This is a genomic window from Hyphomicrobium sp. (assembly GCF_009026145.1).
Taxonomy (GTDB): domain Bacteria; phylum Pseudomonadota; class Alphaproteobacteria; order Rhizobiales; family Hyphomicrobiaceae; genus Hyphomicrobium_A.
In genome coordinates this window covers 13,025-29,123 of record NZ_WBUE01000039.1, presented here as the reverse complement: position 1 = coordinate 29,123, position 16,099 = coordinate 13,025, and the positions used below count along the sequence as shown (strand labels likewise).

Genomic DNA, 16,099 nt, shown 5'->3' with positions numbered 1-16,099 from the left:
GCGCCGGCTTGGCGGCGGGCGGCGCGCTCGGCGCCTTGGCAGGAGCCTTGAGCACGTCCGTCATCCACGAGCCTTGGCTGACCTGCGGCATCAAACCCTGCTTCTGCAGCAGCGCATAGGAATCCTTGTACCACTGCGAATTGGGGAAGTTGTGCCCCAGCACGGCGGCGGCGTTCTGCGCCTCGGGCGCAATGCCGAGCGCGAGGTAGGCCGCCGTCAAGCGATAGAGCGCCTCCTCGACGTGCGCCGTCGTCTGGTAGTCCGTAATCACCGTCTTGAAGCGGTTGATGGCCGCGATGTGGTTGCCCTTGTTGAGATAGTAGCGGCCGACATCCATCTCCTGGGCGGCAAGGGTGTCCTCGCAGAGGCGGATTTGATTGTCGGCCTTCTGCGCGTAGGTGCTGTCCGGATAGCGCGTCTTCAGCGTCTTCAACTGGGCCAGTGCCTTGCGCGTCGCATCCTGATCGCGATTTGGCTGCTTCATCTGGTCGAAGTAGGACTGCGCGATGATGTGATGCGCGAGCGGCGCCTCCTTGGTGCCGGGGTGCATGGTCGTGTAGCGCTCGGCCGAGGCGATGGCCTCCGGTGCCTTGTTGGCCTTGTAGTAGGCGTAGGCGGCCATGACGATGGCGCGGCGCGCCTCCGGCGAGTAGGGGTGCTCGCGGTCGACGTCCTCGAACTTCTTGGCGGCCTCCTCGAACTTGCCCTTCGCCATCAGCGCGTCAGCGTCGGCGAACATCTTGCTGGGCGGGTCGGGATTGAGGGCCCTGGCGGCATCGCCGGAGGAGGCGCATCCGGCCAGCACTGCAACGACGGCGAGCAGCGCAAGACCCTTTAGGGCCTGCCATACGCTCGAGCCAGCTTTGACTTTCCCCACGTGCGGCATCCGCCTGCTTTCGTTGGACGTTCGTGGCCCCCGCGAACCCGAGCGTCCCTTCACCCCTAGCACATCCCGCGACCGCGGCGATACCGCGGCTAATGGCTGCTCCACCGAGCACTTCGGCTAGGCGAGGATTATGGTTCTTGTACGACTGGCGCCCTCTCGGCCTACCACCGACGCGGGGCCGCCACGGCCAAGCCCAAAACAGCAACGCGGCCCCTGGGGGCCGCGTCGACTGTGCGTAGTGGTAGTGCCCGAACTATTCCCCGGCGGCGATGGCAAAGCCGATATCGACCGGCTTGGCCTCGCGTACCCGCGGTCCCTGCGCCACGGTCCAGGCCTGCGTGTCGGCGAGCAGGGCCTGCACCACCAGCGAGTTGAGGCGGTGGCCGCCCTTCACCGAGCGGTAGGCCGCGAGCAGAGGCTTGCCGGCCAGCGCCAAATCGCCCACGGCGTCGAGGATCTTATGGCGCACGAACTCCTGCGGATAGCGCAGGCCTTCGCGGTTCATGATCTTGTTGTCGCCGATGGCGATGGTGTTGTTGAGGTTGGCCCCCAGCGCGAGGCCGGCTTTCCACAGTCTCTCGACGTCGCTCATGAAGCCGAAGGTGCGGGCGCGGCAGATCTCGTTGCGGAAGACGCCGGGGCTTAATTCGAAGGAGAGGCGCTGCTTGCCGATCAGCGGCGTGGGGAAGTCGATCTCGACGTCGAGGTGGAAACCGGAGTGCGGAAGCAGCTCGCCCCAGCTCTCGCCCTCTTGCACCCGGATCGGCCTCAGAACCTTGATGTAGCGCCGCGGTGCTGCCAGCTCACGGATGCCGGCCTCATCGAGCATCTCCACGAAGGGAGCGGCGCTCCCGTCCATGATCGGCACTTCCTTGCTGTCGATCTCGATGATGCAGTTGTCGATGGCAAGGCCGCGCAGGGCGGAAAGAAGATGCTCGACGGTGCCGACGGTGATGCCGGCGTCATTGCCGAGTACAGTACACAGCGTCAGGTTTTTGACGTACTCGACGCTGGCTGGAATTTCTGCGACCACGCGGCCGCGCTTGGTGACAAGAAAACGGAGGCCAGTGTCGGCGGCTGCAGGATGCAGTATGACCGAAACTGGCGCTCCGCTATGGACCCCCGTCCCTGTCACCTCGATCTCGCGCGCGATAGTCGTCTGTCGCGCGCCGATGAATCGATTCGACATATGCGCCCGTCCCTCGATGACTTCCGGCGATCTGCCAGTGTGTCCCGGCGACCACCACCCCCAACAATGTTCGCGTCCCAAATTGCGATCTTCGTTAACTTGTTGGGCGTCGTTTCGAGCTGCGCCCTTGGTAGTGCAGGGACTTAGCGAACGCTGTCGTTAACAATCGAACGATACGCTGAGCCTAGCGGCGGCGCCAAATCACGGTTTCTTACGATGTGTTACCGTGAGGGTACATATCGATTTTCGCCGGCTTTTGCGCACATTTCAGCGTGGCGAGGTGCTGCTAGCGCTGCCGATTGAAGAATTCCGGCAGCGGGGCCCGCTCGTCCTGCTCGTCGGCCCCCTGCGAATCACGCTCCGCCGCCCACCAGTCATCCGAGGCTGAGTTTGACATGCGACGTGGGTCGGGCGCCGCATTGCTGGTCGGAGGATCGTCCGTGTCCTCGCGGCGCGCGCGCCCAATGATGCGCTGGAGGATGCCGCGGCGCTGACCGCCCTCACTCGCGGGCTGCGGCGGAGGAGGCGGAGTGGGCTGAGCGGCATGGCCGGTCTTGGCGCGGTATTCGCGCTGTGCCACCGGCGGGAAGTCCTCGACGTCGGGCATGCGACGCGCGCCGCGGCGCAGCTCCGCGGGCGGCGCGGGGATGAACTGTCCGGTCGGTTGGTTTCCTGTCGCGGGGCCGCCGGCCGGCTGCGCCTGCTGACGCGGCCACGACATGTGCGAGAAGCCTTCCTCGATGACGACGTTGCCGGGCGCACGCCACACTTCGCGCTGCTGCTCGCGCGCGGGGTCTTCTCCACTCACGCCAATTGCCTCGCTGAGGCGGCGCTGCATGTCCTCCTCGTGGGATTGCGCGTGTTGAAAGCCGCGCGGCATCTCCTGGCGTGGCGGCGGAGGCATGGGCGCGTGGGCCCGCGCGGCACGCACCCGAGGGTCGACGGGAGGCGGCATCGGCGCGGCCTCGCCCTGTCGCGCCATACCCGAGGCGACGATCGACACGCGCACGCGATCCCCGAGCGTTTCGTCGAACGTTGCGCCGACGATGATGTTGGCTTCCGGATCGACCTCCTGGCGTACGCGGCTTGCCGCCTCGTCGACCTCATACAGCGTCAGATCGCGACCGCCGGTGATCGACAGCAACAGCCCGCGGGCACCTTTCAGCGACACATCGTCGAGCAGCGGGTTGGCAATGGCCTCCTCGGCGGCGATCGATGCGCGGCGCTCGCCGGACGCTTCGCCCGTACCCATCACCGCCGATCCCATGCCGCTCATCACCGTGCGCACGTCGGCGAAATCGAGATTGATGAGGCCTTCCTTGATGATCAGATCAACGATGCAGGCAACGCCCGAATAGAGCACCTGGTCGGCGAGCACGAAGGCCTCGGCGAACGTCGTCTTCTCGTTCGCCACGCGGAACAGATTCTGATTGGGAATGACGATCAAGGTGTCGACGTGCTTGCGGATCTCGGCAATGCCAACTTCCGCGATGCGCATGCGGCGCGCACCTTCGAAGTGGAACGGCTTGGTGATGATGCCGACCGTCAGGATGCCGAGCTCCTTGGCGGCGCGTGCGATCACCCCCGCCGCGCCCGTGCCCGTGCCTCCGCCCATGCCGGCAGCGATGAACACCATGTGCGATCCGGCGATCTGCGATCGGATTTCTTCGATCGCCTCCTCGGCCGCGGCTTCGCCGATCTCCGGCTTGGAGCCGGCACCGAGACCCTCAGTCAGGTTGATGCCGAGCTGCAGGCGGTGCTCGGCGCTGGAAGCGGCCAGCGCCTGCGCGTCGGTATTGGCAACCACGAACTGCACGCCGGTGAGGCCGGCGGAGATCATGTTGTTGATGGCATTGCAGCCGGCGCCGCCGACTCCGATGACGTTGATGCGTGGCTTGAGGTCGGTAAGCTTTGGAAGCTGCAGCTTAATGCTCATCGCGTCCGCGCGCTCCCCTGTGCCTCGATCATGCGCCACCGCGCCGATCCAAGTTGCGGCCTTAGTGCGACCGTCTTACGCGAAGCCGGTCTTCAGCCACTCACCGACGCGCCCGAGGTACCCCCCGCCGAGCGCCTCGCGGCCCCGCAACGCCGAAACTTCTCCGCTTCCCGACGCGGCCACGGCAAGAAGCCCCGCGACGGTCGAAAACGCCGGACTGGATACGCCCTGCGGCAACCCGATCGACGGCTGCGGCCTGGCTACGCGCGCCGGGCGCCCGAGCGTATTGGCGGCGAACTCGCCGAATCCGACGAGCGCGCTCGCGCCACCCGTCAGAACCACACGCTCGCCGGCAAATCCCATGACACCGGCCTTGTCCATTCGCTCGCGCACCATGCCGAGTATACTCGCCGCGCGCGGGCGGATGATCCCGGCCAGCTGCGCCTTCGTCGCCTGCCCACGCGCTCCCTCTTCCTCACCCGCCAAGGCGAAGGAAAAGGTCTCGTACTCGTCGGACTGAGCGACGACCATTGTGCCGTATAGCGTCTTGATTCGCTCAGCCTCCGCAAGTGGTGTCTGCAAGGCCTGGGCGATATCCAGTGTGATGTGGTGCCCGCCCACCGGAACGGTTGCGGCATGGATGAAGTGTCCATCGGCGAAGGCCGCCACGGTCGCGGTGCCACCGCCGATGTCGATGCAGGTAACGCCCAGGCGCCGCTCCTCCTCGGTCGTCGCCGCGAGGGCGCTGGCGTAAGGTGTGGCGATCAACGCACGCACGGCGAGATAGCAGCGCTCGACGACCAGCATCAAATTGCGTACCGGCGCCTCGTCGGCGGCGACCGTGTGCAGATCTGCCGACAGGCGCGAGGCGGCCATGCCGCGCGGATCATGGGCGCCGGCCACGCCATCAACCCGATAGCCGATGCGATTGAGATGTACCAGGGTCCGGCCCTCACGCTCGGCGAAGGCGTGCCCGCCAGCCATCAGCCGGTCGATGTCGTCGGCGCGCACGACGCCACCCGTTACATCGACGGTCGCCGAGAAGTTCGACGACTGCAGGCGTCCGCACGATACGGCAACGAACACCTCCTCGAGCGTCAGGTGCGCCATTCGCTCTGCCTGGGCGATGACGGCGCGCACGGTGCCCTCGGCCTCGGCGAGATCGATGATGACGCCAGCCTTGAGCCCGCGCGAGCGCAGGTGGCCGAGCCCGAGCACACGCGCGCGGCGCATCTCGCCGGGCCGTTCGGGTGCCTCGAGCGCGGCGATGATGCAGGCGACCTTGCTCGTCCCGATATCGAGCAGGCCGACGATCTCCGAGTTTCTGCCGTCTGTCCTGTCGCGGCTCAACATGGCTACTTCCTCGACTAACTCTGCGTGGGGATTGCTGATGCGCTCTGCGGCGCCGCGCGCACGGTGATGCGCCCGCGGGTGCGCAGATCGACGATGACGTGTTTCGCCTCGAGCAGCTTGCCGAGCTCCTCGGGCGAGGACAGCGCGGCGAAGGCGACGGCCTCGCGATCGGCACCGAGGTGCACGACGATGCCGTCCTTCAAGTGCAGGGTCCAGCGGCGGCCACTGACGCGCTCGGCCATCTCGAAGCGCTCGGCGATGCGCGGAAAGCGCACGATCAGCTCCAGCAGCGCCTGCGCCTGCTCCGGCGCGCCGTCACCCGACAGGCGCGGCAGCTTGACGTTGGTGCCTGCCTTCAGGCCGGAGAGCACGCGGCCCGAGCCGTCGACGAGGAATTCGCGTCCGTCGTTGATCCACAGCGCCGACGGTTGACGCTCGCTGATGCGTACCTCGAGCGAGCCGGGATAGATGCGGTTGATGGTGGCCGACGACACCCACGGCAGGCTTTCGATGCGCGCCCGCGCCTCGGCGGCGTCGAAGGTTACGAGCGAGCCCGATGTAGCAAGGTCGAGGGCCGCAAACACGTCGGCATCGGCTGTGAATCGCTGCCCGCTGAGCGCAACCTGCTCGATGCGCAGGCCCATCCACGAAAGCACCTGCTCCATGTCGGGCAGGAATGTCGCCACGGCGCGCGTTTGCCGGCCCCCATCGGTGAGGAGCGAGAAGGCGAGCGCGCTCGAGAGCCCCATGAACAGCGCCAGCCCGAGCCGGCGACCGAAGGCGGCTTTACGCTCGGCGCGGCGGCGGCGCGGCAGCGTCTGGCCCGGCGCGAAAGGAATGTCGGCTTCGGCGGAAACTGGGCTGTCGAGTGCGGAGAACAAGGTCGCGTTGGGATCGAGCGATGGTGCCTGCGGCACCCGCTGTCCGATCTCAGTCGCGCCCCCTACCTGTTGCAACTCGCGTCCTCGACCAGAAACCGCACGAGCTCGCCAAACGACCAGCCCGCATGTTGCGCCAGCTCGGGTACCAATGAAGTCTCCGTCATCCCCGGCTGCGTGTTGACCTCGAGGCAGATCAGCTCGCCCGTCCCGTCGGTCGTATCGTCGTAACGAAAGTCCGCCCTCGCAGCGCCCCGGCATCCCAATGCGCGGCAGGCGGCCAGCGTGTATTTCCGGACCAATTGGTAAACATCGGGTAAAATCTCGGCCGGCAGCACGTGCTGCGACCCGCCCGGCGCGTACTTGGCCTCGTAGTCGTAGAATTCCAGACCTTTGAGCGGCTTGATCTCGATGACGTCGGTGACGAAGTCGCCGATCACGGCGCAGGTCAGCTCGCGGCCCGGGATGTAGCGCTCGACCATGACGAGGTCATCGAGGCTGCCGCCGGCACCGATCTTCTCGGGCGGCGCGTTGGCGCCAACATCGACGATGACGACGCCGACGCTCGAGCCCTCGGCCACCGGCTTGACGACGTACGGCGGCTTCAAGACGTGGCGGCTCATGGCCTCGCGGCGCGTCACCACCTCGGCATCGGCCACCGGTACGCCGGCCGGCCCCAAAACGTCCTTGGCGCGCTCCTTGTGCATGGCAAGCGCCGAGGCGAGCACGCCCGAGTGGGTGTAGGGAATGCCGAGGCATTCCAGCAGGCCTTGCACGCAGCCGTCCTCGCCAAAGCGGCCGTGCAGCGCATTGAAGCAAACGTCGGGGGATGCTTCCTTGAGCTTCGTCGCCAGGTCACGGCCGACATCGATGGGCGTGACGCGATAGCCCTCGCGCTCCAGCGCCGCCGTGCACGCCGCGCCCGAGCGCAGGCTGACCTCGCGCTCGGCCGACCAGCCGCCCATGAGCACGGCGACGTGGCCGTGCGTGCGCTCTGGCGCCTTCCCGATCATATGACTGCGGCCTCCGCCAGCGCTTCCCCGGTCGGGCAGCCGGGCAGCGGCAGCCCCATGCGGATGATCTCCCATTGCAGGGAGATGCCCGAGCGCGCCTTCACCCGCGCGCGCACCGTCTCGCCCAGGCGCTCGATGTCCTCGGCCGTGGCGCCGGCGTCGTTGATGAGAAAATTGCAGTGCATCTCGGACACCTTCGCTCCGCCGACGCGCAAGCCCCGGCAGCCGGCCTCGTCGATCAGCTTCCAGGCGCTGTGGCCGGGCGGGTTCTTGAACGTCGAGCCGCCGGTGCGCTCGCGGATCGGCTGGTTCTTCTCGCGGTAGTCGGCGACCTCCTCCATATCCTTGAGGATCGTCGCCGGATCGCCGGCCGTGCCCTGAAATACCGCCTCGGTGAGAATCCAATCGGCCGGCACCTCGCTGTGCCGGTAGGTGAAGCCCATGTCGGCAAGCGTCAGCGTGTGGATGTGGCCGGAGCGGTCGACGGCGCGCGCCTCGATGAGCACGTCCTTGGTCTCGCGCCCGTGCGCGCCGGCATTCATGCGCAAGGCGCCGCCGATCGAGCCCGGGATACCGCGATAAAAGGCGAGCCCAGCGATGCCGGCCTCAGCGGCCGCGCGCGCCACCTTCACGTCGGGGACGGCGGTGCCGGCCCGGATGCGGTTGTCGGGCTCCGGCTTGATGTTGGCAAAGCCGCGCCCCAGGCGAATGACGACGCCGGGCACGCCACCGTCGCGGACCAGAAGGTTGGAGCCGAGGCCAATGACGGTGACGGGCAGGTCGGCGGGGATGCCGCCGAGAAAGTACGCAAGATCGGCCTCGTCGGCGGGCGTGAACAGAGCCTGCGCCGGACCGCCGACGCGAAACCAGGTGATGTCGGCGAGCGCCGCACCGGCCGCAAGGCGTCCGCGCAGATCGGGAAGCTTGGCTTGGAGGTCAGCGCTGAGATCGGGAAACGTCAACGTCGCGCCTCCGCAATTGTCGGGTGCCGTGCAATCTATGCGTTGGCGCGCCGAGGCTCGTCGGCGGCGAGCCAGCCAGGCAGCGCGTGCGCCCACTCGGTCGACGTGCCGGCACCAAGGCAGATCACCGTATCCCCCGGCCGGATCTGATGGCGCAGCAGTGGCGCGAGATCGTGCACGCTGTCGATGGCCGTCGCCGACGCGTGGCCAGTGGCGCGGATACCTTGTGCCATGTAGTGCTGGTCGATGCCCTGGATCGGCTGCTCGCCGGCCGAGTAGAGCGGCGCCACGATGACGTTGTCGGCATCGCGGAAGCAGGCGCAGAACTCGCCGAAGAGATCGTGCACGCGGGTGTAGCGGTGCGGCTCGAACACCGCGAGCACGCGACCGCGGGCGCCGGCGCGGGTGGCAGCGAGCACGGCCGCGATCTCCGCCGGGTGATGCGCGTAGTCGTCGTAGATGGCGGCGCCGTTCCAGTTGCCGGTCAGCTCGAAGCGGCGCTTGACGCCGGTGAAGGTCGAGAGCGCGGCGCGAATGGCATTGTCGGAGATGCCGGCTTCGCTCGCCGCCGCGATCGCCGCCAGTGCGTTGAGCGCATTGTGCTGCCCGGCGATGGGGATCGACCAGCCGCGGATCTGCCGCTCGCCGCCCTTCACGCGCGGTCCGAGGTCGACGTCGATGGTAATGCCGCCGCGCTCCTGCGTCAGTCCGCGCAGTAGGAGGTCTGCCCCCCGCGTCGTCCCGTAGGTCAACAGGCGGCGGCCGTCGCGGCGCAGCTCCAGGCGCTCGATCATGTCGCGCGCCACCGGATGATCGAAGCAAGTTACGGCGAGGCCGTAGAAGGGAATGTTACGGAAGAAGGTCTCGAACTCGCGGTGCATGTTGTCGACCGTTTTGAAGTAGTCGAGATGCTCCGGGTCGATGTTGGTGACGATGCCGATCTGGGTCGGCAGGCGCACGAAGGTGCCGTCGCTTTCGTCCGCCTCGACGATCATCCATTCGCCCTTGCCGAGGCGGGCGTTGGTGCCCCAGTCTTGGATGATGCCACCGGAGATCACCGTCGGATCGGTGCCGGCCGCAGCGAAGATCTGCGCGATGAGCGACGTCGTCGTCGTCTTGCCGTGCGTGCCGGTAACCGACACGGTGGAATAGAGCCGCATCAGCTCGGCGAGAATCTCGGCGCGGCGGATAACCGGCAACCCCTTGGCGCGTGCCGCCTCGAGCTCCGGGTTGCCCGACTTCACGGCGCTGGAGATGACGACGGAACGCGCCCCGACGAGATTGACGGCGTCGTGGCCGATGAACACGCGCACGCCCTTGGCGCGCAGCCGGCGCACGTTGGCCGAGTCCTTCTGGTCGCTGCCTTGAACCGAGTAGCCCTTGGCCAGGAGGATCTCGGCGATGGCGCTCATGCCGATGCCGCCGATGCCGATGATGTGGAAGGTCCCGATCTCGCGGGGCATCTGCATGGTGTGGTCCCTCGTCCCTTCTCGCCGACCAATGCCAGCTTCGTGGCTCGCTTATGGCGGCGGCTGCCCCTGCCCTTCAACCGCCCACTCGTCCCGCTCGCATCAGCTCCTCGGTCAGATCGGCGAGACGCCCCACCGCGTCCGGCCGGCCGAGCTTTTTGGCGCCGTCGGCCGCCGCCGCCAACGCCTCCGGATCACCCAACAACCTACCGATGTCCTGCGCAAGGCGCTGCGGCGACAAATCCTTCTGTTCGATACACCAAGCCGCACCCGATTCGGCAAGCCTGGAGGCGTTTTGCAGCTGATCATTGTCGAGCGCGTGCGGCAACGGCACGAGGATCGAAGGGCGCCCGATTACGGTCAACTCGGCGACCGTCGAGGCCCCTGAGCGGGCGACAACCAGCTGCGCTTTGGCCATGCGCTCGGGCAGATCGGCGAAGAAGTGCGACACCTCGGCAGTGATGCCGCTCGCCCGGTAGGCGGCGGAAACGGTCTCGGCATCCTCGGCGCGGGCCTGCTGCACGACATCGAGACGATGGCGCATCTCCATCGGCAACAGGGCAAGCGCCGGCGGCACCGCCTCGGAAAAGAAGCGGGCGCCCTGGCTGCCGCCGAACACCAACAGAGCGAGGCGGCCATTCGACTGCGGCTTCCAGTAGGGGCGTCGCGAGGCCTCGATGACGGCCGTACGTACCGGGTTGCCGGTCAGCCGGGCCTTAACGGCGAGGTCCGGCGACAGGTATTTCGTCGCCGCAAACGATGTCGCGATGCCTGTGACACCCTTCGCCAGCATGCGGTTGGCACGCCCGAGCACGGCGTTCTGCTCGTGTAGCAGGGTCGGTATGCCCCGCAGCTGCGCCGCCTTGAGCGGCGGGAAGGTCGGATAGCCGCCGAAGCCGACGACGACCTTCGGCTTGAGCTCACCCAAGAGCTTGAACGAGGCGATGAGGCCGCGCGACAGCAACATCGCGGTGCGCGCCATGGCGAGGGGCGATTTTGAGCCAAGGGTCGCCGAGGGAAGCCGATGGACGGCGCGGGCCGGAAACCCGGTGCCGTAGCGATCGCCGCGCATGTCGGTGGCAAGGTCGACGGCGACACCGCGCCGCGCCAGCTCCTCGGCCAACGCCTGGGCAGGAAACAAGTGTCCGCCCGTGCCGCCGGCGGCCAGGAGAACCGATACTGTCTGCTTCGTCACTTTTGCACCGGTCCCGTCGGCTGCAGGCCGACAACGTCAGTGAGCAATGGGGGCTTTCTGAGGCGCGCCACGTGCGGCCGGTGTCGCGTCAGCGCCAAGAGCATGCCGAGCGTGATCGACACGGCGAGCATGGAGGAGCCGCCGGCGGAAACGAACGGCAGCGTGATGCCCTTGGCCGGCAGCAGCCCCACGTTGACGCCCATGTTGATCAGCGCCTGCAGGCCAAACAGCAGCGCCAACCCCTGGATCGACAACCGCGTCGGGGCATCCTTCTCCTGCGCCGCGGCGATGAGCGCGCGCATGACGATGAAGGCGAACAGCCCGAGCAGCACGAGGCAGGCAATGACGCCGTACTCCTCGGCGACGACGGCGAAGATGAAATCGGTGTGGGCGTCGGGTAGCGCCGTTTTGATCGTGCCTTCGCCGGGGCCGCGACCGAGGAAGCCGCCTTCGGAGAACGACTTCATCGCGCGGTCGAGCTGCGAGTTGTCGCCCGGCGTCGGGGCGAAGAACTTGTCGATGCGCCAGCGCACGTGATCGAACGAGGAGTAGGCGAAGGCCAGCCCCATGGCGCCGCACACGGCGATGATGCCGGCGCCGAGCAGCGCCTGCCCCGAGAGATAGTAGAGCGTTCCCCAAACGGCGCTGACGAGCAGCGTCTGCCCAACGTCGGGTTGCGCAATCAAGAGGCCCATGAAGCAGGCGGCCAGCAGAATGGCGAGCGGCAGCGCCGGCATGTCGGCACGCCTCTGGCTCTCGGCGAACAACCAGGCCGACAGCACCACGAACCCCGGCTTGGCAAACTCCGACGGCTGGATCGAATGCCCGGCCATCGATAGCCAGCGCCGTGCCCCGTGGATTTCGGGGCCGGTGAACTGCACGGCGACGAGGCCTAGCATGGATACCGCAAACAACACGAGCGCCAGACGCCGAACGCCGTGCGGCGAAAACAGCGACACGATCAGCATGATCAGCACGCCGAGGGCGGAGAAGAAGAGGTGCCGCTCGACGAAATAGTAGGTCGGCAGGCCCTTGCGGATGGCGACGGCGGGGCTCGCCGCTAGCGACAGCACGAGCCCGGCGCCGATGAGCGCGAGGATGGCGCCGACGAGCACGTGATCGACGGTGAACCACCAGTCGGCGACGCGGCTGCGGTCGGCGCGCGACAGCCTCATGACGCGCCCCGCTTCATCTCGATGCCAGGGAGCGCTGCGACCAGCGCGCGGAAGGCGTCACCGCGCACCTCGAAATTGCGGAATTGATCGAACGACGCGCAGGCGGGGGAAAGAAGCACGACCGGCTCGGATCCGTTCGCCGAGGCGGCATCGCGCGCGGCGGCCACTGTGGCTGCATCGAGCGTTCCGCAGCGCTCGAAGGTCACGCGGCCGTCGAGGGTGGCCGCGAACTCCTCCGTCGCCTCGCCGATCAAGTACGCCTTGGCGATGCGGCCGAAATGCTGCGTGAGACTGGCAATCCCGCCCGCCTTCGGCTTACCGCCGAGGATCCAGTAGATATGGCCGGGGAAGGACACGAGGGCCTTTTCCGTCGAGTCCGCATTCGTCGCCTTCGAGTCGTTGACGAACAGCGTGCGTCCCTGGCGCCCCAACTCCTCCATGCGGTGGGCAAGGCCCGGAAAGCTCTCGAGGCCGCGCGCGATCTCGGGTGCGGCGAGCGGCTGCGGCAGCGACAGCAATGCGGCCGCCGCCGCGCAGGCGTTCTCGGCGTTGTGCGCCCCGCGCAAGGAGCCGATGCCGGCAAGGTCGGCGATCTCGATGTTGCGGCCCCCTTCGCGGCGGAGCACGATGCGGGTTCCTTCGACGCCGACGTCGCAATCGGCGCCAGCGCGCCCCGATATGCGCTTTACCGCTGCGGCGCCCTTTGCCCGGATGAGGTCCGCAGCGATCGCCCGGCAATAGACGTCATCGACCCCGACGACGGCCTTGGTTGCGCCCTGCGGCAGGCGCGCCTTCACCGCCGCATAGTTCTCGATCGTGCCGTGGCGGTCGAGGTGATCGGGAGTCACATTGAGCAGCACGCCGACCGAGGCATCGAGGCTGGGAGCCAGATCGATCTGATACGACGAGCACTCGATGACGTAGTGGCGCTCGGGCTTGAATTCGGCGAGCGACAGCATGGCGGTGCCGATGTTGCCGCCCACTTGCGTGTCGCGCCCGGCCTCGCGCAGGAGGTGCGCGGTGAGGGCCGTCGTCGTCGACTTGCCGTTGGTGCCGGTGACGGCGATGAGCGGCACGTCGAACGGTTGCTGGCGCCGCTCGCGCAAGAGAAGCTCGAGGTCGCCGATGACTTCGACGCCAGCGAGCCGCGCCGCGCGCACCGCCCAGTGCGGCGTGGGATGCGTCAGCGGTACGCCAGGTGCCAGCACCAGAGAAGAGAACACCGCCCAGTTGGCGTCCTTGAGATCGGCGGTCTTGAGGCCGGCCTCGGCGGCAGCCTTGATGCTGGCGGCGCTGTCGTCGCTGGCGACGACGTTGGCGCCGCCGGCAACGAGGGCCTTGGCGGTGGCGATGCCGGAGGCCCCGAGCCCGAACACGGCCACCCGCTTGCCCGCCAACGTTGTGATGCGAATCATACGCGGAAATCTAACGCAGCTAGTGTGGTGATTCCAAAGTCCGCCACCTCGGGAAGGCTAGCGTGCGAGGCGGGGTCAGCGCAGTTTAAGTGTGGCTAGGCCGACCAGCGCCAGGATCACCGAGATGATCCAGAAGCGCACGACGACGGTCGATTCCTGCCAGCCCTGCTGCTCGTAGTGGTGATGCAACGGCGCCATACGGAACACGCGTTTTCCCGTCGCCTTGTAGGAGGCGACCTGGATGATCACCGACAAGGTCTCGAGCACGAACAGGCCACCGACGATGGCCAGCACGATCTCGTGCTTGGTGGCCACCGCGATGGCGCCCAGGGCACCGCCCAGGGCGAGCGAGCCGGTGTCGCCCATGAAGATCATGGCCGGCGGAGCGTTGAACCACAAGAAGCCGAGGCCGGCGCCGATCAGCGCACCGCAGATGACGGCCAGCTCGCCGGTACCGGCCACGTAGTGGATCTGCAGGTACTGTGCGAACTTGGCGTTGCCGATGAGGTAGGCAATGAGCCCAAAGGTGGCGGCGGCAATCATCACCGGCACGATGGCGAGACCGTCGAGGCCGTCGGTGAGGTTCACTGCGTTGCCGGCGCCGGCGATGACGAACACGCCGACAAGGACGAAGAACAGGCCCAGATCGAGCACGACGTTCTTGAAAAACGGCAGGGTCAGAACCTGGCTGATTTCCGGCGGCCCCAGATACATGACGAAACCGGTGGCGACGGCGGCGATGAGCAGCTCGAGGCCGAGCCGCATGCGGCTCGAAAAGCCCGAGGACGTGCGCCGCGTCACCTTCAGATAGTCGTCATAGAAGCCGATGGCGCCGTAGCCGAGCGTCACGCCGAGCACGATCCAGATATAGGGGTTGGCGAGGTTCGCCCACAGCAGCGTCGAGACTGTGACGCCGGCGATGATCATGAGGCCGCCCATGGTCGGCGTGCCGACCTTGGAGAGATGCGACTTGGGGCCGTCGTCGCGGATGGGTTGGCCCTTGCCCTGCTTGACGCGCAAGAGATCGATGATGCCAGGGCCAAACAGCATGACGAACAGGAGCGCGGTGAAGATGGCGCCGCCGGTGCGGAAAGTGATGTAACGGAAGACGTTCAGCACCCCGATTTGGTCGCTGAAGCTCACGAGTTCATACAGCATTCAACTCTCCGAACGGCATCTGCCATCTCCCGCGCCGCAAGGTCGCCATCCCCTAGACCCGGGCGCACTCCCTTTCGCCCTTGGCAATCAGCGCATCGATGAGCGGCGCCATGTGCGACCCCAGCGAGCCCTTGATCATCACCACATCGCCCGCCCGCACGGTCTCCGCCAGCGCCCCGGCGATCCCCTCCGAAGTTGGCGCCCACGCCCCGCGGCGCGCCGCCGGCAGCGCCTCGAATAGCCGCCGCATGTTGGGACCACAGGCAAAGACCAGATCGACTTGCGCCGCGTCAACCGGTTCGTTGAGCGCCGCATGCAAGTCGCCCGACTGCGCGCCCAGCTCCAGCATGTCACCTAGCACAGCGATGCGGCGAGAAAAGCGCGTCCGCGGTACCGTCGCCATGGCGGCCAGCGCCGAGCGCATGGAGGCGGGATTGGCGTTGTAGCTTTCGTCGATGAGCAGCGCCGAGCCGCCGGAAAGGCCGATCTCGCGCCGCGCGCCGCGGCCCTTTGCAGCGCGCATCTCGGCCAGCGCCGGCACTGCCTTCTCCACATCGGCGCCCAGCGCATCGAGCGCAGCGACGACGGCAAGCGAATTCTGCGCAAGGTGCGCCCCCGGTGCGCCGACGCGGTAGGCGATACGCCGCCCGCCGATGCGCACGGCGATGTCCGACCCGTCGGCATTGAGCGCGAACACTTCGGGGCGGACGTCGGCGTTTTCATGGCGTCCGAAGGAAATGATGCGAGCGCCGTGCACCCCGGCTGCCCGTGCGAGCAGGTCGAATTGTGCATTGTCGCGGTTGAGGACGGCGACCCCGCCCGGCTCCAGACCGGCGAAGATCTCGGCCTTCGCCTCAGCAATCTTCTCGACCGTGCCAAAGAACTCCAGATGCACCGGCTCGACCGTGGTCACGATGGCAACGTGCGGGCGAACCAGCGCGGTGAGCGGCGTGATCTCCCCCGCGTGGTTCATGCCGATCTCGAACACGCCGTAGCGCACGTCCGCCGGCATGCGCGCCAACGTCAGCGGCACGCCCCAATGATTGTTGAAGGATTTCTCGGCGGCGTGCGTGGCCGCCAGACGCGACAGACAATTGCGCAGCGCCTCCTTGGTGCCGGTCTTGCCGACGCTACCTGTCACGGCGACGATGCGCGCTTGCGAGCGCCGCCGCGCGGCGGCGGCGATGTTGCGCAGGCCTTCGAGGGTGTCGCGCACGCGCAGAAGCGCGCCGTCGCCCGCCTTGCGCTCATACTCCGCGGACACCAGCGCCGCGGCGGCGCCCTTGCGAAATGCCTCGAGCACGAAGTCGTGCCCGTCGCGCACGTCGCGCAGCGCCACGAACACCTCGCCCGGCTGCAGCGAGCGCGTATCGATGGAGAACCCCGTGATGGGAACGACGGGTGCTCCGTCGGCGGCGCCGATGGCGGCCGGCACGAGATTGTCCCACGTCCACAACGCCCCGGTCATGC

13 protein-coding genes are annotated in these 16,099 nt (G+C 67.4%); all 13 read right to left on the bottom strand.

Features of this window, described 5'->3' with window-relative positions; genetic code table 11:
• A partial coding sequence (locus tag F9K20_RS19910; protein WP_291006121.1) for an outer membrane protein assembly factor BamD occupies positions 1-886 on the bottom strand: 886 nt, incomplete at its 3' end.
• Between the two features lie 253 nt (positions 887-1,139).
• Positions 1,140-2,075, bottom strand: coding sequence for a UDP-3-O-acyl-N-acetylglucosamine deacetylase (gene lpxC / locus F9K20_RS19905; protein WP_291006118.1), 936 nt, complete (start codon positions 2,073-2,075; stop codon positions 1,140-1,142).
• 286 nt (positions 2,076-2,361) lie between these two features.
• The gene (gene ftsZ / locus F9K20_RS19900; protein ID WP_291006115.1) at positions 2,362-4,011 is read right to left on the bottom strand and encodes a cell division protein FtsZ; all 1,650 of its coding nucleotides are present in this window, start codon (positions 4,009-4,011) and stop codon (positions 2,362-2,364) included.
• Positions 4,012-4,086: 75 nt separating this feature from the next.
• Positions 4,087-5,364, bottom strand: coding sequence for a cell division protein FtsA (gene ftsA, locus F9K20_RS19895; protein ID WP_291006112.1), 1,278 nt, complete (start codon positions 5,362-5,364; stop codon positions 4,087-4,089).
• Positions 5,365-5,378: 14 nt separating this feature from the next.
• The gene (locus F9K20_RS19890; RefSeq protein ID WP_291006109.1) at positions 5,379-6,320 is read right to left on the bottom strand and encodes an FtsQ-type POTRA domain-containing protein; all 942 of its coding nucleotides are present in this window, start codon (positions 6,318-6,320) and stop codon (positions 5,379-5,381) included.
• Positions 6,308-7,255: a D-alanine--D-alanine ligase gene (locus tag F9K20_RS19885; RefSeq protein ID WP_291006106.1), complete on the bottom strand. Its 948-nt coding sequence runs from the start codon at positions 7,253-7,255 to the stop codon at positions 6,308-6,310. The genes F9K20_RS19890 and F9K20_RS19885 overlap by 13 nt, the downstream gene beginning before the upstream one ends.
• Positions 7,252-8,217 carry a UDP-N-acetylmuramate dehydrogenase gene (gene murB / locus F9K20_RS19880; RefSeq protein ID WP_291006103.1) on the bottom strand — a complete coding sequence of 322 codons (966 nt, stop codon included), beginning with the start codon at positions 8,215-8,217 and terminating at the stop codon, positions 7,252-7,254. The genes F9K20_RS19885 and murB overlap by 4 nt, the downstream gene beginning before the upstream one ends.
• Positions 8,218-8,252: 35 nt before the next feature.
• Entirely contained in the window at positions 8,253-9,686 is a 1,434-nt protein-coding gene (gene murC, locus F9K20_RS19875; RefSeq protein ID WP_291006101.1) for a UDP-N-acetylmuramate--L-alanine ligase, read from the bottom strand.
• Between the two features lie 76 nt (positions 9,687-9,762).
• Positions 9,763-10,881 (bottom strand): undecaprenyldiphospho-muramoylpentapeptide beta-N-acetylglucosaminyltransferase, encoded by a 1,119-nt coding sequence (gene murG / locus F9K20_RS19870; RefSeq protein WP_291006098.1) that lies wholly within the window; start codon positions 10,879-10,881, stop codon positions 9,763-9,765.
• The gene (locus F9K20_RS19865; RefSeq protein ID WP_291006097.1) at positions 10,878-12,056 is read right to left on the bottom strand and encodes an FtsW/RodA/SpoVE family cell cycle protein; all 1,179 of its coding nucleotides are present in this window, start codon (positions 12,054-12,056) and stop codon (positions 10,878-10,880) included. Before F9K20_RS19865 ends, murG begins: the two co-directional genes overlap by 4 nt.
• The gene (gene murD / locus F9K20_RS19860) at positions 12,053-13,471 is read right to left on the bottom strand and encodes a UDP-N-acetylmuramoyl-L-alanine--D-glutamate ligase (protein WP_291006094.1); all 1,419 of its coding nucleotides are present in this window, start codon (positions 13,469-13,471) and stop codon (positions 12,053-12,055) included. Before murD ends, F9K20_RS19865 begins: the two co-directional genes overlap by 4 nt.
• Positions 13,472-13,546: 75 nt before the next feature.
• A complete protein-coding gene (gene mraY, locus F9K20_RS19855; RefSeq protein ID WP_291006091.1) occupies positions 13,547-14,629 on the bottom strand; it encodes a phospho-N-acetylmuramoyl-pentapeptide-transferase in 1,083 nt (360 codons plus the stop codon).
• A 52-nt stretch (positions 14,630-14,681) separates the two neighbouring features.
• Positions 14,682-16,097: a UDP-N-acetylmuramoylalanyl-D-glutamyl-2,6-diaminopimelate--D-alanyl-D-alanine ligase gene (locus tag F9K20_RS19850; protein WP_291006088.1), complete on the bottom strand. Its 1,416-nt coding sequence runs from the start codon at positions 16,095-16,097 to the stop codon at positions 14,682-14,684.
• Positions 16,098-16,099: the final 2 nt, after the last annotated feature.

What these genes read in the sequence shown, in the direction of transcription:
- lpxC (WP_291006118.1), bottom strand. Translation starts at nt 2,075, where the DNA reads ATGTCGAATCGATTCATCGGCGCGCGACAGACGACTATCGCGCGCGAG.
- ftsZ (WP_291006115.1), bottom strand. Translation starts at nt 4,011, where the DNA reads ATGAGCATTAAGCTGCAGCTTCCAAAGCTTACCGACCTCAAGCCACGC.
- ftsA (WP_291006112.1), bottom strand. Translation starts at nt 5,364, where the DNA reads ATGTTGAGCCGCGACAGGACAGACGGCAGAAACTCGGAGATCGTCGGC.
- F9K20_RS19885 (WP_291006106.1), bottom strand. Translation starts at nt 7,255, where the DNA reads ATGATCGGGAAGGCGCCAGAGCGCACGCACGGCCACGTCGCCGTGCTC.
- murC (WP_291006101.1), bottom strand. Translation starts at nt 9,686, where the DNA reads ATGCAGATGCCCCGCGAGATCGGGACCTTCCACATCATCGGCATCGGC.
- F9K20_RS19865 (WP_291006097.1), bottom strand. Translation starts at nt 12,056, where the DNA reads ATGAGGCTGTCGCGCGCCGACCGCAGCCGCGTCGCCGACTGGTGGTTC.
- murD (WP_291006094.1), bottom strand. Translation starts at nt 13,471, where the DNA reads ATGATTCGCATCACAACGTTGGCGGGCAAGCGGGTGGCCGTGTTCGGG.
- mraY (WP_291006091.1), bottom strand. Translation starts at nt 14,629, where the DNA reads ATGCTGTATGAACTCGTGAGCTTCAGCGACCAAATCGGGGTGCTGAAC.
- F9K20_RS19850 (WP_291006088.1), bottom strand. Translation starts at nt 16,097, where the DNA reads ATGACCGGGGCGTTGTGGACGTGGGACAATCTCGTGCCGGCCGCCATC.